Origin of the sequence: Ureibacillus sp. FSL W7-1570, assembly GCF_038593265.1 — a bacterium.
Lineage (GTDB): Bacteria > Bacillota > Bacilli > Bacillales_A > Planococcaceae > Ureibacillus > Ureibacillus suwonensis.
On record NZ_CP151979.1, the window covers coordinates 2,379,125 to 2,405,380 of the forward strand.

Annotated in this window: 25 protein-coding genes; 2 read left to right on the forward strand and 23 right to left on the reverse strand. The window is 40.3% G+C overall.

Annotated features, from left to right (window positions below):
* Positions 1-7: 7 nt before the first annotated feature.
* The 13 genes from yycI to rpsF form a co-directional block, all read right to left on the reverse strand.
* Positions 8-856: a two-component system regulatory protein YycI gene (gene yycI / locus NST13_RS11960; RefSeq protein WP_342470776.1), complete on the reverse strand. Its 849-nt coding sequence runs from the start codon at positions 854-856 to the stop codon at positions 8-10.
* Complete coding sequence (yycH, locus tag NST13_RS11965) at positions 843-2,171, reverse strand: two-component system activity regulator YycH (RefSeq protein ID WP_342581852.1); 1,329 nt, start codon at positions 2,169-2,171, stop codon at positions 843-845. Before yycH ends, yycI begins: the two co-directional genes overlap by 14 nt.
* The gene (gene walK / locus NST13_RS11970; protein ID WP_342470775.1) at positions 2,168-4,003 is read right to left on the reverse strand and encodes a cell wall metabolism sensor histidine kinase WalK; all 1,836 of its coding nucleotides are present in this window, start codon (positions 4,001-4,003) and stop codon (positions 2,168-2,170) included. The genes yycH and walK overlap by 4 nt, the downstream gene beginning before the upstream one ends.
* 5 nt (positions 4,004-4,008) lie before the next feature.
* Complete coding sequence (gene yycF, locus NST13_RS11975; RefSeq protein WP_342470774.1) at positions 4,009-4,722, reverse strand: response regulator YycF; 714 nt, start codon at positions 4,720-4,722, stop codon at positions 4,009-4,011.
* Positions 4,723-5,004: 282 nt separating this feature from the next.
* Positions 5,005-6,477: a M23 family metallopeptidase gene (locus NST13_RS11980; protein WP_342580677.1), complete on the reverse strand. Its 1,473-nt coding sequence runs from the start codon at positions 6,475-6,477 to the stop codon at positions 5,005-5,007.
* A gap of 468 nt (positions 6,478-6,945) precedes the next feature.
* Positions 6,946-8,232, reverse strand: a complete 1,287-nt coding sequence (locus NST13_RS11985) for an adenylosuccinate synthase (RefSeq protein ID WP_342470772.1) — start codon at positions 8,230-8,232, stop codon at positions 6,946-6,948.
* A 169-nt stretch (positions 8,233-8,401) separates the two neighbouring features.
* Positions 8,402-9,757, reverse strand: a complete 1,356-nt coding sequence (gene dnaB, locus NST13_RS11990; RefSeq protein WP_342470771.1) for a replicative DNA helicase — start codon at positions 9,755-9,757, stop codon at positions 8,402-8,404.
* A 13-nt stretch (positions 9,758-9,770) separates the two neighbouring features.
* The gene (gene rplI / locus NST13_RS11995) at positions 9,771-10,217 is read right to left on the reverse strand and encodes a 50S ribosomal protein L9 (protein WP_342470770.1); all 447 of its coding nucleotides are present in this window, start codon (positions 10,215-10,217) and stop codon (positions 9,771-9,773) included.
* On the reverse strand, positions 10,214-12,187 hold the full coding sequence (locus NST13_RS12000; protein ID WP_342470769.1) for a DHH family phosphoesterase: 1,974 nt from the start codon (positions 12,185-12,187) through the stop codon (positions 10,214-10,216). Before NST13_RS12000 ends, rplI begins: the two co-directional genes overlap by 4 nt.
* Before the next feature lie 12 nt (positions 12,188-12,199).
* Positions 12,200-13,141 (reverse strand): YybS family protein, encoded by a 942-nt coding sequence (locus NST13_RS12005; protein WP_342470768.1) that lies wholly within the window; start codon positions 13,139-13,141, stop codon positions 12,200-12,202.
* Positions 13,142-13,304: 163 nt separating this feature from the next.
* Positions 13,305-13,541 (reverse strand): 30S ribosomal protein S18, encoded by a 237-nt coding sequence (gene rpsR / locus NST13_RS12010; protein WP_016838914.1) that lies wholly within the window; start codon positions 13,539-13,541, stop codon positions 13,305-13,307.
* Between the two features lie 45 nt (positions 13,542-13,586).
* The gene (gene ssb / locus NST13_RS12015; RefSeq protein ID WP_342580678.1) at positions 13,587-14,108 is read right to left on the reverse strand and encodes a single-stranded DNA-binding protein; all 522 of its coding nucleotides are present in this window, start codon (positions 14,106-14,108) and stop codon (positions 13,587-13,589) included.
* A gap of 37 nt (positions 14,109-14,145) precedes the next feature.
* Entirely contained in the window at positions 14,146-14,433 is a 288-nt protein-coding gene (gene rpsF, locus NST13_RS12020; RefSeq protein ID WP_342470766.1) for a 30S ribosomal protein S6, read from the reverse strand.
* 188 nt (positions 14,434-14,621) lie between these two features.
* On the opposite strand from rpsF, the gene NST13_RS12025 reads away from it, so the two are divergent.
* Positions 14,622-15,164, forward strand: a complete 543-nt coding sequence (locus NST13_RS12025; protein WP_342580679.1) for a DUF3267 domain-containing protein — start codon at positions 14,622-14,624, stop codon at positions 15,162-15,164.
* Positions 15,165-15,226: 62 nt separating this feature from the next.
* Here the strand turns inward: NST13_RS12025 and ychF are convergent, their stop codons facing one another.
* From ychF to NST13_RS12040, 3 genes are all read right to left on the reverse strand, one after another.
* A complete protein-coding gene (gene ychF, locus NST13_RS12030) occupies positions 15,227-16,327 on the reverse strand; it encodes a redox-regulated ATPase YchF (protein ID WP_342470764.1) in 1,101 nt (366 codons plus the stop codon).
* A 188-nt stretch (positions 16,328-16,515) separates the two neighbouring features.
* A complete protein-coding gene (locus tag NST13_RS12035; RefSeq protein WP_342471208.1) occupies positions 16,516-16,713 on the reverse strand; it encodes a DUF951 domain-containing protein in 198 nt (65 codons plus the stop codon).
* Positions 16,694-17,650 (reverse strand): mechanosensitive ion channel family protein, encoded by a 957-nt coding sequence (locus tag NST13_RS12040; RefSeq protein ID WP_342580680.1) that lies wholly within the window; start codon positions 17,648-17,650, stop codon positions 16,694-16,696. The genes NST13_RS12035 and NST13_RS12040 overlap by 20 nt, the downstream gene beginning before the upstream one ends.
* 99 nt (positions 17,651-17,749) lie before the next feature.
* Here NST13_RS12040 and yyaC point away from each other — a divergent pair, with 99 nt between their 5' ends.
* Positions 17,750-18,379, forward strand: a complete 630-nt coding sequence (gene yyaC / locus NST13_RS12045; protein WP_342470762.1) for a spore protease YyaC — start codon at positions 17,750-17,752, stop codon at positions 18,377-18,379.
* On the opposite strand, the gene NST13_RS12050 is transcribed toward yyaC, so the two are convergent.
* The 7 genes from NST13_RS12050 to mnmE all read right to left on the reverse strand — a co-directional run bounded on the left by NST13_RS12050 (position 18,296) and on the right by mnmE (position 26,182).
* Positions 18,296-19,006 (reverse strand): DUF554 domain-containing protein, encoded by a 711-nt coding sequence (locus NST13_RS12050; protein ID WP_342470761.1) that lies wholly within the window; start codon positions 19,004-19,006, stop codon positions 18,296-18,298. The two genes, yyaC and NST13_RS12050, sit on opposite strands and share 84 nt — an antisense overlap.
* A 53-nt stretch (positions 19,007-19,059) precedes the next feature.
* A complete protein-coding gene (locus tag NST13_RS12055; RefSeq protein ID WP_342470760.1) occupies positions 19,060-19,926 on the reverse strand; it encodes a ParB/RepB/Spo0J family partition protein in 867 nt (288 codons plus the stop codon).
* Positions 19,919-20,680 carry an AAA family ATPase gene (locus NST13_RS12060; protein ID WP_342470759.1) on the reverse strand — a complete coding sequence of 254 codons (762 nt, stop codon included), beginning with the start codon at positions 20,678-20,680 and terminating at the stop codon, positions 19,919-19,921. Before NST13_RS12060 ends, NST13_RS12055 begins: the two co-directional genes overlap by 8 nt.
* Positions 20,681-20,873: 193 nt before the next feature.
* Positions 20,874-21,761: a nucleoid occlusion protein gene (gene noc, locus NST13_RS12065; RefSeq protein WP_342470758.1), complete on the reverse strand. Its 888-nt coding sequence runs from the start codon at positions 21,759-21,761 to the stop codon at positions 20,874-20,876.
* A gap of 301 nt (positions 21,762-22,062) precedes the next feature.
* Entirely contained in the window at positions 22,063-22,779 is a 717-nt protein-coding gene (gene rsmG, locus NST13_RS12070; protein WP_342580681.1) for a 16S rRNA (guanine(527)-N(7))-methyltransferase RsmG, read from the reverse strand.
* An 87-nt stretch (positions 22,780-22,866) separates the two neighbouring features.
* Positions 22,867-24,759, reverse strand: a complete 1,893-nt coding sequence (gene mnmG, locus NST13_RS12075; protein WP_342470756.1) for a tRNA uridine-5-carboxymethylaminomethyl(34) synthesis enzyme MnmG — start codon at positions 24,757-24,759, stop codon at positions 22,867-22,869.
* A 37-nt stretch (positions 24,760-24,796) separates the two neighbouring features.
* The gene (gene mnmE, locus NST13_RS12080; protein WP_342580682.1) at positions 24,797-26,182 is read right to left on the reverse strand and encodes a tRNA uridine-5-carboxymethylaminomethyl(34) synthesis GTPase MnmE; all 1,386 of its coding nucleotides are present in this window, start codon (positions 26,180-26,182) and stop codon (positions 24,797-24,799) included.
* Positions 26,183-26,256: the final 74 nt, after the last annotated feature.

The window sequence follows — 26,256 nt, forward strand, 5'->3', positions numbered from 1 at the left end:
GTACACCCTATTCTTCTTCTATTTCTTTCAATTGTTCCAGTTCATCTGTTTCATCTACATCTACCGTCAAATCAGATTGTACATCAATGATTTTTCCGTCTACAGCATTGACGAAATATTCCTCTTCTGTTCCAGTAGCCGTCACAACCCTTACTTTCCATGTAGGCACAAACACTTGGGTTTGCGTCAGCTGTACGAGGGTTGAATAGCCAAGTTTGATTTCGGCAATCCGGGAATTTGGTTTTAGCAAGTCCCGCGCATATAAAATTTGAATAACTTGATATGGAGGGAGAAGGGTTTCTTCTTCCTCGAATTCCTCGAAATTGCTTAGCATCGTCTGTTCATATTTCGTCACTTCCAAATCTTCATTCCAATAAATTTTTACGATGCCGTGAATGTTATAATAGATGGTTTTGTCATCGAAATTTTGGAAGAAAATCGCCGTCCGTTCTTCCTCGTTTATTTTCCACACCGAATATGCGGAGCCTTTATATACGTTATTTCTGATGAACTCATTGAAACTCGATTTTTCTTTAATATTCCGAAGTTTCACCGGTTCCTTCAAGGTCACGATCAGTTTGTTGTCATTTTCTACTGTCATTTGTTGATAGTTTTTCAGTTGAATGTTTTCCTCGTTGAAATCCGTCACCTTTGCTGAAATATAAGGGGCACTTTCAACCGTCGGAAGCAAATTAAACGTAATGTGATCATCTTTTAATCTCGCTTCAATGGTTTTGCCACCGGAAACTTTCACTTGTTGGGCTTCGATATGACGGTTCAAATAGAGGGAGAAAAGGAAAACATCCAAGATGAAGAACACGATAATGAATATGGTTTTGGATTTACTCCAGTCCATTCTTTCCCCCTCCTGTCGCTTCCGGCGCAATGCGTTTCCAGCTGCCTTGACTTAACGCAAACCAACCAGGTTCCAACGTAAATAATAGATTATTGTCATTTTGTTTTAAATAGTATCCAAGAATGATATCATCCACTTCATTCAACTGGAGTTGTTTTGATTTTTCAAGAACATCGACGGCCGAGAGCCCTGGCGATACTTTCCGTTGGGATTTTTCAGAGTTTATATCCAAATCCAGCAGAAAATACGGTCTTTTATATCTGAATAATTGATTTTCCCCCCACGTCGTTGTAATCCTTGTTGTGGTATCTGTGCTGAAAACAGGGAAACCTTGCTTGTACAATTGATATTCGACAATATGTTTCTGTTCATTGGTGGAAGTTAATCGGTAATCCCCGGTAAAACCTCCGTGCTCATTTACAAATTCAAAACTGTCGAGCAGTAAGCGGGAAGCCGGCAATTCCGCCATGCTTTCAGTAGATGGGTTCACGTAATTCAGATATCGATTTTTTACATCCACCGTCATTAACGTCATACCATCTGTATATTTTAACAATTCTTGACTCTCAACGTTTTTCCGGACAATCGCCGGGTCATAGAACAATATATCCCTGAAAGTATCCGGATGTATTTCATCAATATAGTACGTATATTGTACCAATTCAATTTCATCTTTCGGCACATATAATGAAAGTCCATTGGAACGCTCCACTTCCTGATAAGCGACCAATCCTTCCAACGCTTGTAAAACCGTCGATTGAAAATATACTTCGTTCATTTTGATTTCTGTGCTATATAAAGTCCGATGGGTTCCGCTCAAAAAATAAACCGTCAGCACCTTTTCCGAATCGACTTTACTCCAATCCATGATCAGTTTGTTGAACGTCAATTCCGGCAAATCATCCTGGGAAAAAGGAACAATGGAGTGGAATACCTTGATTGGCACTTCTTCGGAAAAGAAGAACGTAATGCGTTGATCCATCCGAATAAAATCATTCATTTTTTTAATGGACATATTATTTTGAACCGGAATAAGTTCGGAACCTTTCCAGTTTGGCAGAATGTCCATCAAATCATTGATGGCTGTTGAACCAATCGTTCCTTTCCATTCACCTCGATCCCTGACCAATATCCGGTAAGGTTTGATGACCTCCTGAAGATTCTTTTTCTTTCCAACCATCAACTGATCCACTTGCGATGATTCTTCAATTACCTGGAGGCTTGGTGTATAGGTCCAAATGGAAAACGTTAAAACAATGCTTAATAGGACAAGGAAAAGAAGAACAATGGATTTGATTTGCTCGATATACTTCATTCCCAATCACCAGCCCCATCTATTTCATACGGTAAAGTGAAGAATATCGTTGTACCTACTCCCTCTTCACTTTCAGCCCAAATTGTTCCGTTGTGGGCTTTAATCATTTCTTTGGCAATCGCAAGTCCCAGTCCGGTTCCGCCCATCGCCCGGGATCGGGCTTTATCTACACGGTAGAATCGGTCAAAGATTTTACCCAGATTTTCCTTTGGTATTCCCATTCCATCATCGGAAATCATCACTTTCAACATATTCCCTTGAACGGTGAAGCCAAATCGAATGTTGCCGCCGTCAGGGGAGTATTTGATGGCATTCGAAATGATATTATCGATGACTTGTGTCAACTTGTCAGTATCAATTTCCACAAAATAAGGCGTTTCCGGTATATAGCGAATGAATTTCACATTTTGGGATTTTGACATCTCAAACCGGTCAATAATCCGATGGAAGAAACTATTAAATTCAACGACTTCCTTATTCAATTGATAGTCCTTTGAATCCATTTTGGATAGACTCAGCAAATCGTTCACAAGGCGAATCATCCGCTCCGTTTCCGTCTGTACTACATTGATAAAATGAGGAGCAATGTTTTCGTCCTGCCAAGAACCATCCGCAAGAGCTTCCAAATAACTTCTCATGGTTGTCAAAGGCGTCCGCAGTTCATGGGAAACATTCGCTACGAATTCACGGCGTTCCATCTCGATTTTTTCCTGCTCTGTAATATCGTGCAATACCGTAATCAAACCGTTCACAAAACCGGTTTCTTTTTGGATCACAGAGAAGCTCGCCCTCAAAATAAGCGGTGATTCTTCTGTGCTGATATCCAAATTGATTGGTTCTTTCATATGAATCAAGTCTTCGAAACTGTAGTTATCTTCAATTCCCAGAACAGAGGCAATCGGTCGGTTTAACGTATCCTCCCTGGTCACTTTTAAAAAGTTTAACGCAGGATCATTGATCAAAATGATTTTCCCTTTGCGGTCTGTAGCGATTACCCCATCCGTCATATTGGCCAAGACGGAAGCCAATTTTCTTCGCTCCGCTTCCGTTGAAGATTGGGCTTCCTGCAAGCGATTCGTTAAGTGGTTGAACGCAATCGCCAATTGACCAATTTCGTCATCGCCGTACACTCGCACTTTTCTTGAAAAGTTTCCTCTGGACATCGCTTGCGCTTGCTTACGCATATCCAAAATGGGTCTGGTGATTGTTCTTGCAATCAGAATACCCAGGATGACCGTGATGACCAAGGAAATGGCTGTACCAACAGCGAATATGCGGTTAATGTCATTCATTTGGTCATATACTTTTTCAATGTTGGACTCTATATAAATTGCACCGATCACTTCGCTGTTCGGATCAACGGTACTTAAAATGGGCGTTGCAATGACCCAAACCCTTGTATTCGTTTCCGGATCCAAAGCAATTTCCTCTTGGTCCGTTTCAGAAGAAATGACTTTCTTTACAATATCATCATTGGAACGCTGCCCGATAATGGCCTGGTTTTCCGAATCGGAAGTGGCGATTACCCGATTGCGCCGATCGATGACCCGAATCTCATTGATATCGCCTGTTGCAAATTCCCGCAAAGCGGCATTCAAACTTTGTTCCAAAGTAGGTGTTGTTTCATCCCGTTCCTTTGTCAACTCTTCGCGGATACTGTATTCAATTAAATCGATTCGTTGAAGAACGGAATCTTCAAAGTTGGACTTTAAGCTGTCTTCCAACTTATTGGAGAAATAGATTCCGATAATTTGCAATGCGATAATAATAAGCAGTACGTAAATTAATACAAGCTTTACATGAATCGAACGGAAAAAACTGACTTTCTGCATTCATTCTACTCCTGTTCAGGATTTCGCAAGTAATAGCCAACGCCGCGGCGAGTGACAATCCATGTCGGGTGGCTTGGATTATCTTCAATTTTTTCACGGAGACGTCGAATCGTTACATCCACTGTCCGGACATCACCGAAATAGTCATATCCCCAAACGGTTTGCAATAAATGCTCCCGGGTCATCACTTGACCAATATGTTTTGCCAAGTAATGCAAGAGTTCAAATTCACGGTGGGTCAATTCGATCGTTTCACCGCGTTTTTGGACAATATAAGCGTCCGGTTGGATGATTAATGAACCAACTGTAATATTGTTTGATTCCTCTTTCGCTTCCTCATTTTGTGCAGAGGCTTTCAGACGCCGCATATTCGCTTTTACGCGGGCAATCAATTCCCGCGTGCTGAAAGGTTTTGTCACATAATCATCCGCTCCCATTTCAAGGCCCAATACTTTGTCGATTTCGGATCCTTTTGCTGTAAGCATGATAATTGGAAAATCGTATTTTTTACGAACCTCGCGGCAAACTTCCATGCCGTCCTTTTTTGGAAGCATGATATCAAGCAACATTAAATCCGGTTGCTGTTCTTCCACCATTTTCAATGCTTCTTCTCCGTCATAGGCGCAAATCACTTTATATCCTTCTTTTACTAAATTAAACTGCAAAATATCCGCAATGGGTTTTTCATCATCGACAACCAAGATTGTTTTGCCGTCCATTATATAATCCTCCTTTATCTAATAAGTGAATCTATATCAATCAAAACTGTCATCTGCTAATATGCCATTATTATTAAATCTATCATGCTTCGTGTTTTCATGCATGCCAAAACTATTATAACAAAAATTATTGTCCTAAATTATTGTGTATTCATTTTATTTTACCGTGTTTGAAAAATGGGCATTATTTTCTGGGAAATATTTCGACATATTTTTCATTTCGAATATTTCCCAGAAAAAAAGAGGCAATGGCACTTGTTGTGTCCATTGCCTCTACCTATATCAATTCAATACGGATAATGGATTAATGAGTGATCCATTTTTGAGCACTTCAAAATGCAAATGCACTCCAGTGGAATTGCCGGTAGACCCCATTATACCGATAACGGCACCTTGTGGCACTACTTGTCCCACTGAAACTTTAATTTCTGATAAATGGGCATATAATGTTTGGTATCCATTATTGTGGTTCACCACAATTTTATTTCCATAAGTACCATCCCAGCCAGCGAATGTTACAACACCATTATCACTTGCTTTGATGTTGTAATTCGACGGACGGGCAATATCGATTCCCCTATGGAAGCTGCCCCAACGCGATCCCATGCCGCTTGAAATGTATCCGCCGCTCGTTGGCCAAATAAAATTGCCTGTACCTCTGGATGAGATCACCTTTGTTCCTACTTTTTCGATATGTTTTTTAGGTTCAACCAATACTTTTTCATTTGTTACTTTCTTATTTACTACTTGTCCATTTACTTCAGTAACCAGGTAAGACACTTCTTTTTTACCGGGGCTGCCTTTTTGGATGATTTCTTTTTCTCCTTTAAACATGGAAGCATCTTCCTGAACTACTTTTTCGTAGTCAATTGTTTCTGTGTTTAATGTTTCATATACAACCTGTACGTTAACTAAAGGCTTTTCTACCGTAACGTTGATTTCTTGTCCAATTTGTAAAAGCGAATCCACTGTCAGACCTGGATTTAGAGCCAATAATTCTTTTGTTGTCAAGCCATGCTCCTTCGCTATTTTTCCAAGAACATCGCCTTTTTTCACAACATAAACCTGCTTTTCGATTGACCCAGTCTTAATATATTGCACCGCTTGATCAGGTGTAAGGATTTTTGCAGGACTAATTTTTGCTTCTTTACCTGAAACAGTTTCTGATAGCAGAACATCGATGATTTTTTTATCATTTTCTTTTAATGGCTGGTTTTGGGCAGATCCTTTTGATTCCTCAAACACTTTCAATTTTTCTTCCGGAACATATTGAAGCTTCAGTTTCTTAAGGGTTTCTTCATAATCTTCTTTATTTTTCAAGTAGAGAACCGCTTTTCCATTTACTTCAAAGGCATAAGCATCAGTCTGTACTTCCAATTGTTCGTCTAACATTTTTAGAGTTTCTGAATCATTTGTTTTATAAGAAAACACTTGTTCAGGAACAATTGTGACCAGTGCATCTGCATCCACTTCATAACCTTTGTATTTTTCACTTGCCTCTTTTTCTTTGGCTTCAATAACTTTTTTCACTTTCTTTTCATCGGATACTGAACCGATATATTTGTCTTCTAAATACACATGATAAATTTTGTCGATGGAGCCGACATCGCCCTCATTCGCAAATGCCAAATTGAAAGTGATTGTCGATAGAAGTACTGCAGTTACGAATGCCTTTACCAATAATCCGTTTTTATGCTGATTTAGAAGACTTACATTATGACTACTGTGGTGACCAATTTTCCATTTCGTATTCATAATCAAGCCCCTTCCAATATCTCGTCCTGCTCACCAAAGGAATTGCTTCCATACTCTCACAATTATAAAATGTATCATAACGCCAATTTGGAATGAACCGTTTCAGCGTTTTGTAATGAAAATGTATTATTTTAGCAACTTTTGTTACAAAGTGAAAAATCATGTTGAAATATGAAAAATTTTTAGTATTATTCACCATATTCATCAGGTTTATACATTTTCTCTTATTTTTTTGCTGATATAAATGGAGAAATGAATATTATCGGTTTATTACATTTAAGAAGTTCGTGAATAGATCAAATCAAAGGAGCAGGCCGAAAGGAAGGGGGACTTACACGCGATTTTCAAAAGTCCGGAGCAAATAAAAAAAATCATCCAATATATCATATTGGATGATCATTTTCCGTTCTTATTTATTTCTAACACTTGAAGCTGCCGTCACCAAAGCTGCCAATCGCTTCTAATATGTTATTCCCATACATCATTTACAATATTAGTTTGCTCACGGGCTGGTCCTACGGAGAATGTCATTAACCGGATGCCTGTTAATTCAACGATGCGGTTGACATAATTTTGGGCATTCTTTGGCAACTCATCAAATGAACGTACACCTGTAATATCTTCCGTCCATCCTGGAAGTTCTTCATACACCGGTTCGCATTCTTCAAGAACATGTAAGCTTGCAGGATATTCCGTGATGATTTGATCTTTATATTTATATGCCGTACAAATTTTCACAGTTTCCAAACCTGTCAATACGTCGATGGAGTTTAAAGCCAAGTCCGTAATGCCTGATACGCGGCGGGAATGGCGTACGACCACTGCATCAAACCAGCCTACACGGCGAGGACGGCCAGTCGTTGTGCCATATTCACGGCCCACTTCGCGAATTTGATGGCCAACTTCATCAAATAATTCTGTCGGGAACGGTCCATCGCCTACGCGGGATGTATAAGCTTTGCATACCCCAACCACTCTTGAAACATAGGAAGGGCCAATTCCCGTACCTGTTGTCACTCCGCCGGCTACCGGATTGGAAGAAGTGACAAACGGATATGTTCCGTGATCCACATCCAGCATGACTCCTTGGGCACCTTCAAACAATACACGTCCGCCTTGATCTAAAACGTCATTTAACACTTTTGATGTGTCTGTCACGTATTCTTTGATTTCTTGACCGTAACCATAATACTCTTCAAAAATGTCTTCAAATTTTAGGCCTTCCACCTCGTAATATTTTTCAAATAAACGGTTTTTCTTTTCGAGGTTTTCTCTCAATTTTTGTTCGAATACTTCTTTATCCAATAAATCTGCAATTCGGATTCCCATGCGGGCGATTTTGTCTTGATAGCATGGCCCAATCCCTTTGCAAGTTGTTCCGATTTTTTTGTCGCCACGGGATTCTTCTTCAATTTTATCTTGATAAATGTGGTAAGGAAGAATGACATGGGCACGGTTGGAAATGCGTAAGTTTGACGTATCAATGCCGCGAGCCTGCAAACCTTTCAGCTCATTTACCAATGATTTCGGATTGATCACCATTCCATTGCCCATCACGGAAGTTTTCTCTTTATAGAAAATACCGGATGGAATCAAATGCAATTTATATGTTTCTTCACCGATTTTGATTGTATGTCCAGCATTGTCACCGCCTGAAAAACGAGCAATCACATCCGCCTTTTTTGAAAGGAAATCGGTAATTTTCCCTTTTCCTTCGTCTCCCCATTGAGTTCCTACAACAACAACTGAAGTCATTTCAGCACCTCCGCGCATTATGCGTCCTTTATCAAACAGATTCATTTTACAGTGAAATAGAGTATTCGTCAATGCATAACAAGAAAAAAACACGAACAAATAATTTGTATTATAAATTATTGTTCGTGTTCTAAAAAGTTTATATTATTATGCGGCTTTTTTCTCTCTGTTATGCATGAATTGGCTCTTGCCGTTGAGACCAATCAATATTTAAAAATTTATTAAACTCTTTCTTAAAGGCAAGGGTCACCGTTCCCGTAGGACCGTTCCGCTGTTTGGCAATGATGATTTCAATCATGTTTTTGTTTTCTGTTTCTTTATCATAATAATCATCGCGGTATAGGAAAGCGACGATATCCGCATCCTGTTCGATACTTCCTGATTCACGAATATCACTCATCATCGGGCGCTTGTCTTGGCGCTGCTCCACTCCGCGGGATAACTGGGACAGGGCGATGACGGGAACATGCAATTCACGGGCCAACGCTTTGAGGGAGCGGGAGATTTCAGATACTTCCTGCTGACGGTTTTCTCCTCTTCTTCCGCTGCCTTGGATCAATTGCAAGTAATCGATGACCACCATTCCCAGCCCTTTTTCTTGGGCCAGACGGCGGCATTTTGCCCGAATTTCATTAACACGAAGGCCCGGCGTGTCGTCGATATAAATTCCTGCATTCGACAACGTGCCCATCGCAATTGTCAGCTTGCTCCAATCTTCGGCAGTGAGCGCCCCTGTTCTTAATACTTGGGCATCGATGTTCCCTTCGGCACAAAGCATACGCATGACTAATTGTTCAGCACCCATTTCCAGCGAGAAGATTGCCACATTTTCACGGGCTTTGACCGCCACATTTTGGGCGATATTTAATGCAAAAGCGGTTTTCCCTACAGATGGACGGGCCGCTACAATGATCAAATCATTCCTCTGAAAACCGGCTGTCATGCGATCCAAATCCGTAAACCCGGTTGGAATGCCGGTCACATCTCCCGAACGGTTTTGAAGCTGCTCAATTTTATCATACGTTTCCACAAGAACATCTTTCACATGTTTGAAGTCGCCGGCATTTTTCCGATTGGCCACTTCCATGATTCTTTTTTCAGCTTCGGATAATAGTTCTTCTACTTCATCTTCCCGTGTAAAGCTTTCTTCAACAATTTTTGTGGCAGTACGAATCAATCTTCTTAAAATGGATTTTTCTTCTACGATTTTCGCATAGTAGCTGACATTGGCTGCCGTAGGGACGGCATTTGCCAGTTCCATCAAATAGGAAAGGCCGCCGACATCCTCCAGCTCTTTTCTTGCAGACAGCTCTTCGGTAACGGTAACCACGTCAATGGCATTGCCTTTATCGCTCAAATCCAGCATGGTTTGGAAAATTTTTTGATGGGCAATGCGATAAAAATCTTCCGGAACTAAAATCTCCGATGCCGTAATTAACGCTTGCGGATCCAAAAAGATGGCACCGAGAACAGATTGTTCAGCTTCGTGATTATGCGGTGGAACGCGATCTATTAGATCACTCATCGAATTTCGCTCCTTATTCTTCCTTCACATGGACTTTTAAAGTCGCTTTCACTTCCGGATGCAATTTCACTGGAACGTTTGTCACGCCCAATGAGCGAATGCCTTCATTGCATTCCATTTTTCTTTTATCCACTTTGATACCGAAATTTTTTTGTAAGCTTTCCGAAATTTGTTTCGTTGATACGGAACCAAACAGGCGTCCGCCTTCACCCGCTTTTGCTTTGATTTCCAACGTGATGCTTTCCAATTTTTCTTTTAATGCTTTTGCTTCTTGCAGTTCTTGTGCAGCAAGTTTCTCTTCATGTCTTTTTTGGGCCTCTAACTTGCTTAAAGCTTCTTTTGTCGCTTCAACAGCCAAACCTCTTTTAATCAAATAGTTTTGCGCATACCCATCGGCAACGTTTTTCACTTCACCTTTTTTCCCTTGACCTTTCACATCTTTCAAAAATACAACTTTCATTCTTTCTGGCTCCCTTCTAACGTTTCGATAATGGCATTTTTCAATAATGATAAAGCTTCATCGATTGTTTCAACATTCAATTGGCATGCGGCATTTGTTAAATGGCCGCCTCCACCGAGTTTCTCCATAATCACTTGCACATTCACATCCCCCAATGAACGGGCACTGATTCCCATTAAACCGTCCTGGCGACGGGCAATGACAAACGAAGCATTTACATCTTTCATCGCAAGCAAAATATCTGCCGTTTGGGCGATCAATACAGAATCGTATTCTTTTCCTTCTTCTCCATGGGCAACTGCAATTCCTGGATATATAAAACGGACATTTTGAATGATTTTTGACCGTTCAATAAATGTGTCGATATCTTCTTTTAAAAGGCGTTGTACGAGCACCGTGTCCGCTCCGTACGTTCTTAAATAGGATGCTGCTTCAAAAGTTCTCGCTCCCGTTCTTAGGGTGAAACTTTTTGTATCCACAATGATTCCGGCAAGCAGTGCAGTCGCTTCCAATTTCGAAAGTTTTTCTTCATCGGGCTGATATTCCAATAGCTCCGTTACAAGTTCGGAAGTGGAGGATGCATATGGTTCCATATAAACGAGGGTCGAATTGTTGATAAACTCCTCACCACGTCGATGGTGGTCAATGACTACTATCTTTTCAAACCGTTTTAATAAGGTCTCATCCACTACAAGGCTCGGGCGATGGGTGTCCACTACCACCAATAATGATTGTTCCGTCATGATTGTCAGTGCTTCATCCGGTGAGATAAAAAACTCTTCCAAACTGGATTCCTTTTTAATTTCTTTGACCAGCCGCTCAACACTGCCGTTCAATTCATCAAAATCTAAAACGATGTAGCCTTCCACCTTGTTCATTTGAGCGATTTTCCGTACACCGATTCCCGCTCCAATCGAATCCATATCCGGATTTTTATGGCCCATGATAAAGACCCTATCGCTATCCTGGATCAAATCTTTCAAAGCGTGGGATATGACGCGTGCCCGAACTCTTGTACGTTTCTCAACCGGGTTCGTTTTGCCGCCATAAAACTTAATTTTTCCATTCGGCTGTTTTATGGCCACTTGGTCACCGCCACGTCCCAACACCAGGTCCAAACTCGATTGGGCCAGTTCGCCCAGTTCAATCAATGATGGAGAACCTGCACCTATTCCAATACTCAAAGTCAGAGATAGATTTTTCTTCGCTGTTTTTTCACGGACATCATCCAAAATGGAGAATTTCTTTTTCTCCAATTCATTTAAAGTGGCTTCATTCATAACCGCCAAAAAGCGGTCCGTATCAATCCGTTTGATATAAATGTCGTGTTCTTCCGCCCAATCATTGATGATGGATGTCACCGTTGAATTCGTCATGCTCTTTGTTTGATCATCCATTCCCTGGGTAATATCATCATAGTTGTCAATGAACAGAATGGCGATGACCGTCCGATCGTCATGATATTGTTTTTCGATTTCCACTTGATCGGTTACATCAAAGAAATAGAGCAGCTTTTCTTCTTGTTTATGAAGGACTTTGAATTTACGATCCTGAATGGTTACAACGCAATTTTGTTTCTCATCGGATTTTCGAATATTTTGCAATTCTTCAGATAGAACAAACAAATCTTGACCTGTCAACGTCGGCATCCCCATAAGCCTCGTCATGTACGGGTTTGCCCATTCAATTTCATATTTATCGTTGATTAATACGACTCCTATCGGCATCTCCAATAGAGCTTCCTGCCCGACTTTTTTCATTCGAAATGCCAAAGATTCAATATATTTTTCAATCGCCAGATGGGATATTTTTTCTTTTCGCCAATCATGGATGATGACAATGGCAACCAATAAAGTAAAAGCTGCTCCAATCCAGACATTCAAAACAAATAATCCAACGATCCCCACTAACCCGAATAATGCCAAATGGAGAAGTGGATAATGGATTTTCCGCTTCCTGTAAGTATCCATGTAATCAGCCCCTTACTTTCGAATCTTCCCTGACACGTATGAACGGATATCGAAACCTAAATCTAAAATTCCAATGAGCATCACAAAATTATACAGCGGAATCGACAAGACGGTCGCTAATCCCTTCAGAAACTTTGGTGCCTTATAAGCATCCAATACAAAGTGCAGGAAAGAAATGCCTTGAATGGTTAACAACACCCATAACACCATTGAAAAATTCAAAATAATTATATATAGTGATGTTCCTAATTCAGGGCGAACAAACAATTGAATTGATAAAACAATCAAATAAATCCATAAAATTGTACGAGGCAAGCGTAAATCTTTAAAAGCGCTAAATTTTGGAACAGCAATGCCCAGGCGTTTTAATATCGGCAAATTTATTGAAATCAAAAGAAATGCCATGAAGAATACGGCCAATGTAACCGTAGCAGGAATGGCAATCTCCATCTGTTGGAACATTAAATTCAATACTTCTTCGGTGATGGGCGTTTCACCAGTGAGATTTTCTGCGAATTGAAAAGATTGCATATAGCTGTCGCGCATTAATTGAAAGGATTCTTTAATAAAATCCATATTAAACAGCTTTACAGAAATGATATATTGAATTGCAAAAGTAATTAATAACGATATTCCAGTCGCCATAAATAAATATGCTTTACTTTTTCCAGTCCGCAATGCATCTCCCATGACGACGCCGCATACAGCAAAAATCATGGAGAATGGCAAAATGACGATTCCCCCAAAGAAAAAAGTGACAATGCACCCAAGGACTCCTAAAATAATGGAAGATGCGCGATCATATTTTGCGCTATACCAAGCGATTGGCAATGGTGCAAACAATGTCGCCACTAAGCTGATGATTGGTACATAATATGCAATAGCAATGAGGATGGCAAAGATTGCAATCATCATTGCGCCATGTGTAAGCCTCTGTGTTTGATTGTTCGGCATAAGATACCTTCCTTTTTTACAATTCAATAAATCTTTACATTCGTATATTGTACCATTTTTTATAAAGTAGGACAAAATTACGATAAAGCCAAAGGGAATTTAGGAAAAAAAAACAAAAACCAACAGAAGCTGATTCACAGCCTCTGTTGGTTTCATCCATTTATTATTTATCTTCCGCTACGAATGGAAGAAGCGCCATGATACGAGCGCGTTTAATCGCTGTAGTTAATTTGCGTTGATATTTTGCACTTGTACCAGTTACGCGACGTGGAAGGATTTTTCCGCGTTCAGAAATGAATTTTTTAAGTAAATCTACATCTTTGTAGTCGATGTGTGTAATGTTATTTGAAGTAAAGTAGCAAACTTTGCGACGTTTGCGACCTCCGCGACGTTGTGCCATCGAATTTCCCTCCTTTTTGAATGCTTTCTCCGTTATCCGAATACCTTAGAACGGTAAATCGTCTTCCGAAACTTCAATCGGACCTTTGCTTGAAGCAAATGGGTCTTCATCTACACGTGTATAATTCGGCTGATTTTGAGGAGGTTGACTTGGGAATGGTGTGCCAAATGGATCTGATTGCGGAACACCGTATGAAGGTTGTCCTGCACCGTAGGATGGTTGTCCTCCAGGCGGTTGTCCTTGGGCACTTCTAGGTTCCAAAAATTGCACGGAATCAGCTACGACTTCAGTTGTATAAACACGTTTGCCGTCCGGACCCTCATAACTGCCGGTTTGGATGCGTCCATCGATGCCGATGAGGCTTCCTTTCCGCATGTAGTTTGCAAGGTTTTCGGCTTGTTTTCGCCATGCTACACAACTAATGAAATCCGCTTCTCTTTCACCTTGTTGGTTCGTAAATGTACGATTTACAGCAACCGTAAATCGAGTTACCGGTACTCCACTTGGCGTGTATCGCAATTCCGGGTCTTTCGTCAGCCTACCGACCAATACGACACGATTTATCATTTGACAACCTCCTCTTCAGCATTAAATTCCAATAGAATTATTCTTCGTCACGAACAGCGATATGACGAATGATGTCTTCGTTAATGTTTGCTAAACGGTTATATTCATCGATTGCTTTTGCTGGAGCGTTTGCTTTCACGATATGGTAGATACCTTCGCGATATTTTTTAATTTCGTAAGCAAGACGACGTTTGCCCCATTCTTTTGACTCGATGATTTCCGCACCATTTGAAGTAAGGATTTCATCAAAACGTTGCACTAACGCTTTTTTCTCTTCCTCTTCGATGTCTGGGCGGATAATGTACATTAATTCATATTTTCTCATCGCTTTTTGCACCTCCTTATGGACTTTGGCTCTCCTTTATTTCAAGGGAGCAAGGAGTAAATTTCTATTACTCACATCTTTGAATTGTAACATATACTTTTATGAATAGCAACAAACATCGAATGGCTATCGGAGATTTTCTGGGCTTTGTCATTTCGATATAATGGGGAAAAGGGGCTGAATGTTTTATGGAAGAAAAAGAACCGACCATTATTGAATTGGATATCATGAAAATCGCAAAAGTGAATTTTTGGTTGACCGCATCATTAAGCATCCTGTTTTTAGCGTTGAACAGCATCGCTCATCATCAATTCCGCTTTGAAATCACCTTTTGGAATTTCATGTTATTTCTTGCGGGGTATTTTGCACTGATTGTTTTGCATGAATTATTTCATTTGATCGGATTTGTGATTTTTGGCAAAGCCAAATGGAAACAGCTGGATTACGGGATTAACGCAAAATTGGGAGTCGCCTATGCAACCACGAAAAAACCGTTGCCGAATCATGCAATGAAAAAAGCGCTGATGCTGCCCTTTTGGACTACGGGAATGATTCCAGCCGTGATGGGGTTAATATTCAACAATCAGTTGGTTCTCTTATTAGGCGCTTTTTTGATTGCCGGTGCGATTGGTGATTTTTATATGTATAAAGAGCTGCGGAAATTTCCAAACGACGCTCTTGTAAAAGATGATCCCCAGCTGCCAAAATTGTATGTATATCCAAAAGAATAAAGTGGGATTTACGGTTAAGGGGTTCATTACTTCCTCCTAACGTAAATTCCACTTTGCTTTCATTACACATTGAATCGGAATAACATGATATCGCCGTCTTGCACGACGTAGTCTTTTCCTTCCAGGCGCACTTTTCCTTGTTCTTTCGCTTGTTGCATAGAGCCTGCCGCCAATAAATCTTCAAAGGAAACCGTTTCCGCCCGGATGAAGCCGCGTTCAAAGTCGGAGTGAATGATACCTGCACATTCCGGCGCTTTCATCCCTTTTTTGAATGTCCAAGCGCGGACTTCTTTTTCCCCCGCCGTGAAGTATGTGGCAAGGCCAAGCAAATCATAAGCGGCGCGAATCAACTGATCTAATCCTGATTCTTTGATACCCAATTCTTCAAGGAACATTTTCTTTTCCTCTTCATCTAATTGGGCAATTTCTTCCTCAATTTTTGCACAAACCGTTATGACCTTTGAGCCTTCCGCTTCTGCATAGGCGCGGACTTGCTTTACATATTCATTGTCATCCGCATTCGCCACTTCATCTTCCGAAACGTTTGCCACATAAAGCATCGGCTTTAATGTTAATAAATTCAATCCTTTGATTACTTTTTTCTCATCTTCCGTCAATTCCACAGAGCGGGCCGGCTTTTCATTTTCAAGAGCTTCTTTGATTTTGATTAAAATCGGCTCTTCCATCATTGCGTCTTTATCTTTTTGTTTGGCGATTTTACTTACTCTTTGAAGACGTTTATCCACCGATTCCAAATCGGCTAAAATCAGCTCCAAGTTGATGACTTCAATATCTGCTATTGGATCAACTTTTCCTGCCACGTGGGTGATGTTTTCATCATCAAAACAACGCACTACTTGGCAAATCGCGTCCACTTCCCGAATGTGGGAAAGGAATTTATTTCCTAACCCTTCCCCTTTGGAAGCGCCTTTGACGATACCGGCAATATCTGTAAATTCAAAAGATGTTGGAACTTTCTTCTGAGGTTTTACAAGTTCTGTCAGTTTGTCTAATCGAGGGTCTGGCACATCTACAACGCCCACATTTGGATCAATTGTCGCAAAAGGATAGTTCGCCGCGAGGGCGCCCGCTTTTGTAATCGCATTAAATAATGTAGACTTTCCTACGTTCGGCAGACCGACAATTCCAGCTGTTAGTGACATCGACTCACTACCTTTCTTATAAGAAACATGACTATTATTTTTACACTAGTGTTAATTATATGGATTTCGGCATAAAAAGTCTATTTTCCATTCATTTTTCCCAAAATGATGAAATCCCCACGTTGAAGATGCTGGGTGGGGATAATCAACAGAACGATGCCATTTTTTGATGATTTTTGGAGAAAACATTATTCTTCCGCTTCTTGAATGACCCTTTTCATTTTTTTCGCAAATTCCCTGCGAGGCAATAATACACTGTGGCCGCATCCTTGACACTTGATTCTGATATCTGCCCCCATACGGATAATTTTCCAGGCGTTGGTTCCGCATGGATGCGGCTTTTTCATTTCCACAATGTCATTCAATTTAAACGTTTTTGTCTCCATCATTCTCATCTCCCCTCGACATTGCTTTACTAGAATCATATATCATCATTTTTGGATAAGCCATTGGAATTCCATTTTTCTCTAATATCTTTTTGACATCTCTCCGAATGATTCTTGCGATGCCATAATGCTGTTGAGGTTTTGTTTCGGCAGTGATGCGAATCGTCATTTCCGCCCCCGCCACATTTTGGACACCAACGAATTTCGGTACATCCACCAACTCTTCATATTTGGAAGGCAACGTTTTTAAATATTCCGTCACCAATTTTTCAATTTTTTCAACATCCGCTTCAATGCCGACTTGCATATCGATGATTGCTTTTGAGTTGTTCAAAGAAAAGTTGACCACTTCCGTAATCTGCCCGTTCGGAATAATATAAACTTCCCCGGTTGAACCAATTATTTTTGTCGTTCTTAACCCGATTTCCGTAACGGTCCCTTCCGCTGCGCTTGCAGAATTGATTCGAACGTAATCTCCGACACCGAACTGATCTTCAAAAATAATGAAAAATCCGGTAATCACATCTTTGACCAAGTTTTGAGCGCCAAAACCGATGGCAAGGCCGGCTATCCCTGCTCCGGCAAGCAAACCTGCCACATTGATATTCAATGAAGACAATACGCCGATGATCGCTGAAAAGTAAACGATGTAAGACAACACGCTTTGCGACAATTTTAAGAGCGTTTTTTGCCTTCGTTCAGAATATTTTAATGGCGATTTCATTCTGAGTTTAAAAAATCGCGCAATAATGCGTTTTCCTATAAATACAACGATATAAGAAACCAACATAATGGCTAGGATTTTGATAGATGCACCGACAATGAAATCCCAAAACTGTTCGCTTGAAAAATATTCCCATATTTTTTGGCTGATACTTACAAAATCTTTTGTTTCATTTTCCACGGTTTCCACAATTTCTACCTTATCTTCCGACATTTTCCCACCTCTGGAATATAAAAGTAAATTAATGGTTATACTTCTAAAAAATAATATAGGCATTCCATGATTAAAACATAAAATGAAAGTAGGAATTGTATGCAAAATATCTCCAAAGAACCACTGAAAACGGCCATTCATTATGAAGAAACCGGAGCAATCTGGCGTTTAAGCGAATTGTTTTTACAGCATATCCCTTTTGAACATGAGAATCTCGTTTTTTGCTGCATCGGTACAGATCGCTCAACCGGTGATGCATTAGGACCGTTAACGGGAAGTTTGCTCTCCAATTATCATTTTCCATTCAGAATCATTGGAACGTTGGAAAATCCTCTTCATGCTACCAATTTATCATTGACTGTCAAGGAATTACAACAAATGACCACTTTTCCTTTTGTCGTAGCTATTGACGCTTGCCTTGGCAGGGAAAAAAGCATCGGTCAAATCATTGTGGAACAAGGCCCTCTATTTCCTGGAAAAGCGGTCAATAAAGAATTGCCTCCCATCGGTGACATTTCCATTAAAGGCGTGGTCAACGTGGGAGGGTTTATGGAAATGCTTGTTTTGCAAAACACCCGATTACATGTCACTTATTCAATGAGCCATAAAATTGCCCGGGCGATGCTCCTTGCTTATCAACGTCATCTATTGAAAAGGAAACAATATGGCAACCATGACGGCCACTACAACAATGCCTGGAAGCAAATTGGCTATCCGAATTTTCGTTAATCCTGCAATGTTTAAGCCAATCGCCAAAATCATGACGCCGCCCGTTGCGGTCATTTCTTGAATAAAAAGATTCAATGCCGCTTCAGGGATATATTTACTGATCAATCCGGAAAAAACGGCGATCAAGCCTTGATAAATCAACACCGGAAAAGCTGACAATAATACTCCCATCCCTAATGTCGATGTCAAGATAATGGATGTAAAACCGTCAATAATTCCTTTGGTAATGAGGATATCATGATCATTTCTTAATCCGCTGTCCAACGCACCGATGATACCCATTGAGCCAATGACAAAAATAAGGGATGCTGTAATGAATCCTTCTGCTATGTTGCTGTTTGATTCTTTATTTTTGACAATTATACTTTCCATCCATTTTCCAAATCTGTTGAATAGGGAATCCAAATCAATCCATTCCCCTATAATTGCTCCAACGACCAAACTGAAAATCAAGATAATAAAGTTGCTCGTTTCCAATCCCATTTGGATCCCCAGCAAAGCCACAGCCAAGCCAATAATGGAAAGCAAAGTGCTTTTCATTTTTTCCGGCAAATTGCCCAGAAAGCGGCCGATGATCGAACCGATGATAATCAATAATGCATTAACGATTGTTCCAAACAGTACCATATGTAGTGATCCTCTTTCTCTGTAAAAATAGAGCGCCGTAACTGGCGCCCTTATTACATCTCATCATGATCCAAATTTAATATTTCCAAAATTCGTTCCAAATCATCTTCCGAGTAAAATTCAATCTCGATTTTTCCTTTGTTTTTTGTTTTCTTTATTTGAACATTTGTTCCAAAGAATTCTCTTAACTGTGATTCAGTAGCCTGGACAAAAATATCCTTTTTCGGAGTCTTCTTTTTTGTTTCACGTGAAACATTTTCATTCAATTGTTTAATCAATGCTTCCAATTGGCGTACATTCAATGATTGATTAATCGTTTTCTTCGCTACCTCAATCATTTGTCTTTTATTTTTTAAACCTAATAACGCCCTTCCGTGACCCATTGAAAGTTGGCCCTCATTCAGCATTTGCCTTACTTCTTCCGGCAATTGGAGCAATCGGATCATATTTGTGATATGCGGACGGCTTTTCCCTAACCGTTTGGCCAAATCATCCTGCGTGAAATTTAATTTCTCAATCAAATTTTGATAGGCCTCCGCTTCTTCAATTGGTGTCAAGTCTTCTCGCTGTAAATTTTCCAAGATTGCCAGTTCCATCATCTGTTCTTCTGTCATTTCTTTAATAATTGCCGGGATTTCTTCCAAGTTTGCCAATTTTGCCGCGCGGTATCTGCGTTCTCCTACGACAATTTCATATTTTTTCCCTTTTTTTCTTACTACGATGGGTTGGATGATGCCGTGTTCTCGAATGGATTGAGCCAATTCCCCAATCGCTTCATCATCAAATTTCTTCCGTGGTTGAAACGGGTTCGCTACAAGTTTTTGCAATGGAATTTTTTCAACATGTTCATCTTTTTGAATGGACTCCAACGTTTCAGAAGGAAATAGAGCTCCTATCCCTTTTCCTAGTCCTCTAGCCATTTTTAATCACTTCCCTTGCCAACTCTAAATACACTTCAGCGCCGCGAGATTTCGGATCATAGATGATAATCGGTTCTCCAAAACTTGGTGCTTCGCTTAACCGGACATTTCGAGGAATGATAGTTTTATAAACTTTATCCTGGAAATATTTTTTTACTTCCTCAATGACTTGGAGTCCCAGATTTGTGCGAGCATCCAACATCGTCAATAAAACACCGTCAATTGTCAAACTTGGATTTAAATGTTTTTGTACCAATCTGACCGTTGATAATAATTGACTGAGACCCTCTAAGGCGTAATATTCACATTGAACTGGAATGATGACTGCATCGGAGGCTGTCAAGGCGTTGATTGTCAACAAGCCTAAAGATGGAGGGCAATCTATAATGATATAATCATAATCACTTTTGATGTCTTCCAATGCGTGTTTTAAACGCACTTCCCGTGAAATGGTGGAAACTAGTTCGATTTCTGCTCCTGCCAATGAAATCGTGGCCGGTATGACATATAAATTTTCTACTTTCGTTTGTTGTATGACTTTTTTTACATCTTCATCATCGATCAGTACATCATATATACAGCTGGATGTTTCCCCTTTGCTTATGCCGACTCCGCTTGTCGCATTTCCTTGAGGATCGATGTCAATCAGCAATACTTTTTTTCCTAAATAAGCAAGGCAAGCGCTCAAATTCACTGATGTTGTCGTTTTACCAACACCGCCTTTTTGGTTGGCGATTGCAATAATTCTTCCCAATTTTGTGCACCTGCTTTCATCTTTATCAAATGATTGATAATCTATTGTACAATGATAATTTTTTTACCTCTTTCATTCTATCAAATTTATAACCAAGTTGTATTCTATATGCTATTATTTCTGAAAAATTTTATATAGAAAAAGCGGCCGCCTCCTGTCATAAAGAGACGACCTTCCGTTTCACGTGAAACCATCACGATTTTTTCTTAGGGATTTTCACTGTGATTTGATAATAATCTTCCGTATCTTCTTCTTCCGTTTTTATATGGATTCCGCTTTTTGATACCATCGATAAAGATTGTTTGATTGTATTTAACGCAATGCGGATATCTTTGCTGATTGCTTTGCGTTTTGGTTTCGCTTTTTTCTCTTCTTCCGTTTCATTCGCTTTCGTGAATTGCTGAATATATTCCTCAAGTTGGCGAACGTTCCAATCATTTTCCTTGATTAAATCAACCAACTTCATTTGCAATTCTTCATCTTTGATGCCGATTAACGCCCGCGCATGCCGCTCGGTAATTTCCCGCTTTAAAATGGCGTCTTGAACATATTTCGGCAATTTTAAAAGCCTTAATTTATTTGCAATGGTGGATTGCCCTTTTCCAAGGCGTTGAGCCAGCGCTTCCTGCGTCAAATGATGAAGCTCAATCAGCTGCTGATAAGCCAAAGCTTCTTCAATTGCCGTCAATTCTTCCCGTTGCAAGTTTTCAATTAACGCGATTGATGCGGTTTCTTTATCATTTAAATCCCGAACAATTGCAGGTACTTCCGTCCAGTTCAATTTTTTTATCGCACGGTACCGTCTTTCTCCCGCAATAATTTCGTATCGGTTATCTTCCAGACGGCGAACGACGATTGGTTGAATCACTCCATGGGTATGAATCGTCCGAGATAATTCTTCAATTTTCTCTTCATCAAAAACTGTGCGTGGCTGATATCGGTTCGGTACAATTTGATCAATCGGAATTTTTACTACTTCTTCCGAATGCTTTTTCTCTTTATCTTCCAATTCTATTTCACTTTTTTTTTCAGAAGCCAGTTTTTCTCCGCCTCCAAAAAATCGTGAAAAAGGACTTTTCATTCAATGGCACCACCTTTTGGAAACTATCTGCACTATATTTTATTATTTAATATTCTATATGTTTTGTACAGAGTCTAATAGAAGTAAAATCTATGAAATCGTCATGAATAATATAAATTATATTTTTCCAGTCCCGGATCTATTAAATAAGTTTCACGTGAAACGATCCATCCAGAATCTAAAGAAATAGAATGGTTGAATCTATTATTGGCCTACTATAATTAATTAATAATTATACATGAAATTTCCTTTTAACCGAAAAGAATTATGGGACAATTAAAAGGAGATTGACGCAATTGCCTTATTTGATCGGCGATTTGTTTGGTACACCGGGTTTTCTTGGATATTTTTTTGGTGTTTTTTTGATTTTTTCAAAAACAAAGATTGTTCGTTCACTATGTTCAATTGGCAAATGATAATCAAATTTTTCTTTCAAAGTTGCCCCGAGCACTTGGATGGCTTTTTTCGCTTCTTTAAACTCTTCATCGGCAGCAGCCGCTTTTAATGCAAGAAAATATCCGCCCTCTTTTGCCAGAGGAATGCAAAGTTCCGAAAGCACATTCAATCGGGCCACGGCTCTTGCTGTGACAATATCAAACTGTTCACGATAGGCTGGATTTTGACCGAATTCTTCCGCTCTCGCATGGACAAAATGGCAATTGTCCAAGTTTAATTGTTCACTTAAATGATTTAAAAATGTAATGCGTTTATTTAAAGAATCCACAATCGTGACCTTTAAATGAGGGTGGCAGATTTTCAGCGGAATGCTTGGGAATCCGGCACCTGCCCCAACATCGCAAAGGGTTTCGACTTTTGTAAAGTCAAAGTAAAAAGCGGCACTGATGGAGTCATAAAAATGCTTTAAATATACCCCTTCCAAATCGGTAATGGCCGTTAAATTCATTTTTTCGTTCCATTCAACAAGAATTTCAAAATATTTGCGAAACTGTTCGACCTGTGTTCCGTTCAACTCAATCCCGTTATCTTTTAAGCTTTGGATAAAAAGTTGCTCGTTCATTTCTTGCTCCTTTTCAAATAGTGTTTTTCTATTATGCATATAACAAATAAGCGTTCGAGATAAAGATTGCTCGAACGCTTTATTTTGTTAAGAGTTGCTGATTCTTGCAATTTTTCCTTGTTCAATGTACACAAGCAAAATGGATATATCGGCCGGATTCACTCCGGATATCCGTGAAGCTTGGGCAATGGTTAACGGACGCACTTCTTTTAATTTTTCACGGGCTTCGGAGGCCAAGTTTGGCACATCATCATAATCGATATCTTCAGGTATTTTTTTGCTTTCCAATTTATGAAGACGTTCCACTTGTTGCAATGCTTTTTGGATGTAACCTTCATATTTGATTTGGATTTCCACTTGCTCTTTTACTTCTTCGCTTAATTCTTCTTCCGGCGGCGTAAGTGTTGCCACCAAGTCATAAGTCATTTCAGGGCGTCTCAACAAGTCAGCCGCGCGGATACCGTCTTTTAATTCCGAACCGCCAACGGAACGGATCACTTCTTGCGTTTTCTCATTCGGTTTGATGATCACTTCACGGAGACGGGCCATTTCATTTACGATTTGTTCTTTCTTTTTCAAGAATTTTTGATAACGTTCTTCTGAAATTAATCCCACTTTATAACCGATATCTGTTAAGCGCAGGTCTGCATTGTCATGTCTGAGAAGAAGGCGATATTCTGCACGGGATGTCAGCAAGCGGTATGGCTCATTTGTCCCTTTCGTCACCAAATCATCAATTAACACGCCGATATAGGCTTCTGAACGTTTCAAAATGAGTTCTTCTTTTCCCAATACTTTAGCTGCTGCGTTGATTCCTGCAATGATTCCTTGGCCAGCCGCCTCTTCGTAGCCGCTTGTACCATTGATTTGGCCGGCTGTATAAAGGTGTTTGATCCGCTTTGTTTCAAGGGTTGGCCACAATTGGGTCGGAACAATCGCATCATACTCGATGGCGTAACCAGGACGCATCATTTGGGCATTTTCCAATCCAGGAATGGAAGCGATCATCTTCAATTGAATATCTTCCGGCATGCTCGTTGATAAACCTTGCACATAGACTTCATCCGTTTCCCGTCCTTCCGGTTCAATAAAGATTTGATGACGGGGTTTATCATTGAAACGAACGACCTTTGTTTCGATGGATGGACAATATCTTGGGCCAGGACCTGTAATGAGACCCGTAAACATCGGTGCTTTATCCAAATTGCTGTTGATGATCTCATGGGTTTCCGGTGATGTATACGTCAACCAGCATGGGATTTGATCCATAATATATTCCGTCGTTTCATAGCTGAATGCCCTTGGTACATCATCACCCGGTTGAATTTCCATTTTGCTATAATCAACCGTTCTTCCGTTTAAGCGAGGCGGTGTCCCCGTTTTAAAGCGCACAATGTCAAAGCCCAACTCTTTTAATTGATCGGCAAGCTTAATGGAAGGCTGCATGTTGTTAGGTCCGCTAGAATATTTGATATCACCGATGATAATTTCTCCGCGCAAATACGTCCCTGTTGTCAAAATGACCGCGTTTCCCCGGAAAACTCCGCCTGTTCTTGTAATAACCCCTTTTACTTCTCCATCTTCAATAATTAACTCTTCCACCATCGCTTGTTGGATATGAAGGTTCTCCTGTTTTTCCAAGACGCGTTTCATTTCGCGTTGGTATAACACTTTATCCGCTTGAGCCCGCAATGCCCGAACCGCCGGACCTTTTCCGGTGTTCAACATTCTCATTTGAACATGAGTTCTATCAATGACTTTCCCCATTAAACCGCCCAATGCATCAATTTCCCGTACGACAATCCCTTTTGCAGGACCGCCGATGGATGGATTACAAGGCATAAAAGCGATATTTTCCAAGCTGATTGTCAACATGAGGGTTTTTGCCCCCATTTTTGCAGCAGCATGGGCTGCTTCCACACCAGCATGACCGGCACCGACCACTATGACATCATAAATTCCTGCTTCGTAATTTGTCATGCCGAAAAAATCTTCCCTTCTATTCGTAAGTTTCAATTTATTTTCCTAAACAGAATTGTGAGAACAACTGATCAATCAAACTTTCATGAACGGTGTCACCGATAATTTCACCGAGCAATTCCCACGTTCTCGTCACATCGATTTGGACAATATCCACGGGCACGCCGGCTTCGGCCGATTGAATGGCATCTTCAATGGCATCCAATGCCTTTTGCAATACGGAAATATGCCGTGCATTGGAAACATACGTTAAGTCATCGGATTCGATCTGCCCTTCAAAGAACAATTCAGCGATCGCTTCTTCCAATTCCTCCACGCCTTCTTCTTTTAATAAAGAAGTCGTTACCATTCTTCTGCCGTTTGCAAGGGCCTTCACTTTTTCCAAATCGATCCGCTGCGGCAAATCGGTTTTATTGACAACGACGATAAAATTCATGTTCCGTATCGTCTCAAATAAACGTTCATCTTCCTCTGTCAATGGTTCAGCACCATTTAATACAAGTAATATCAAATCCGCTTCTTTTAACACCTGCCGGGATCTTTCCACCCCTATCCGTTCAACGATATCTTCGGTTTCACGAATTCCGGCCGTATCCACTAAACGTAAAGGGACACCGCGGATGTTGACATACTCTTCTATAATATCACGAGTTGTCCCTGCGATATCTGTGACAATGGCTTTATTTTCTTGCACCAATGTATTTAATAGCGATGATTTTCCCACATTCGGTCTTCCCAAAATCACCGTTGACAAGCCTTCACGCAATATTTTCCCTTGGCTGGAGGTTTGAAGTAATTTTTTTATTTCATCCCGCACCCATGTACATTTTTCAAGCAACATTGGAACGGTCATTTCTTCCACATCATCATATTCCGGATAATCGATGTTCACTTCCACATGGGCCAATGTTTCAATCAACGCTTGTCGCAACTCTTTAATTAATTTTGAGAGTTTTCCTTCCATTTGATTAAGGGCAATATTCATCGCTCGGTCCGTTTTTGCCCGGATTAAATCCATCACCGCTTCAGCTTGCGATAAGTCAATACGTCCATTTAAGAAAGCGCGCTTCGTAAATTCGCCAGGTTCAGCCAGACGTGCTCCATTTCTTAACACAAGGTTCAACACCCGGTTAACGGAAACAATTCCCCCGTGACAGTTGATTTCCACAACATCCTCACGTGTGAATGTTTTCGGAGCCCTCATGACCGATACCATCACTTCTTCCACCGCTTTTTCCGTTTTCGGATCGATTAGATGGCCGTAATGAATTGTATGAGTTGGTTGGTCTTGTAATTTTTTATTATTGGGGGATTTGAATATTTTATCCGCTATTTGAACGGCTTCATCCCCGCTTAAACGAACGATGGCAATGGCCCCTTCTCCCATCGGTGTGGATATCGCAGCAATTGTATCTGTTTCCAATTCATTCACTCCTTTACCTATCCACATGTGGATACTTTCCGAACTTCTCACTAACAAAATAGATTAACACAAAT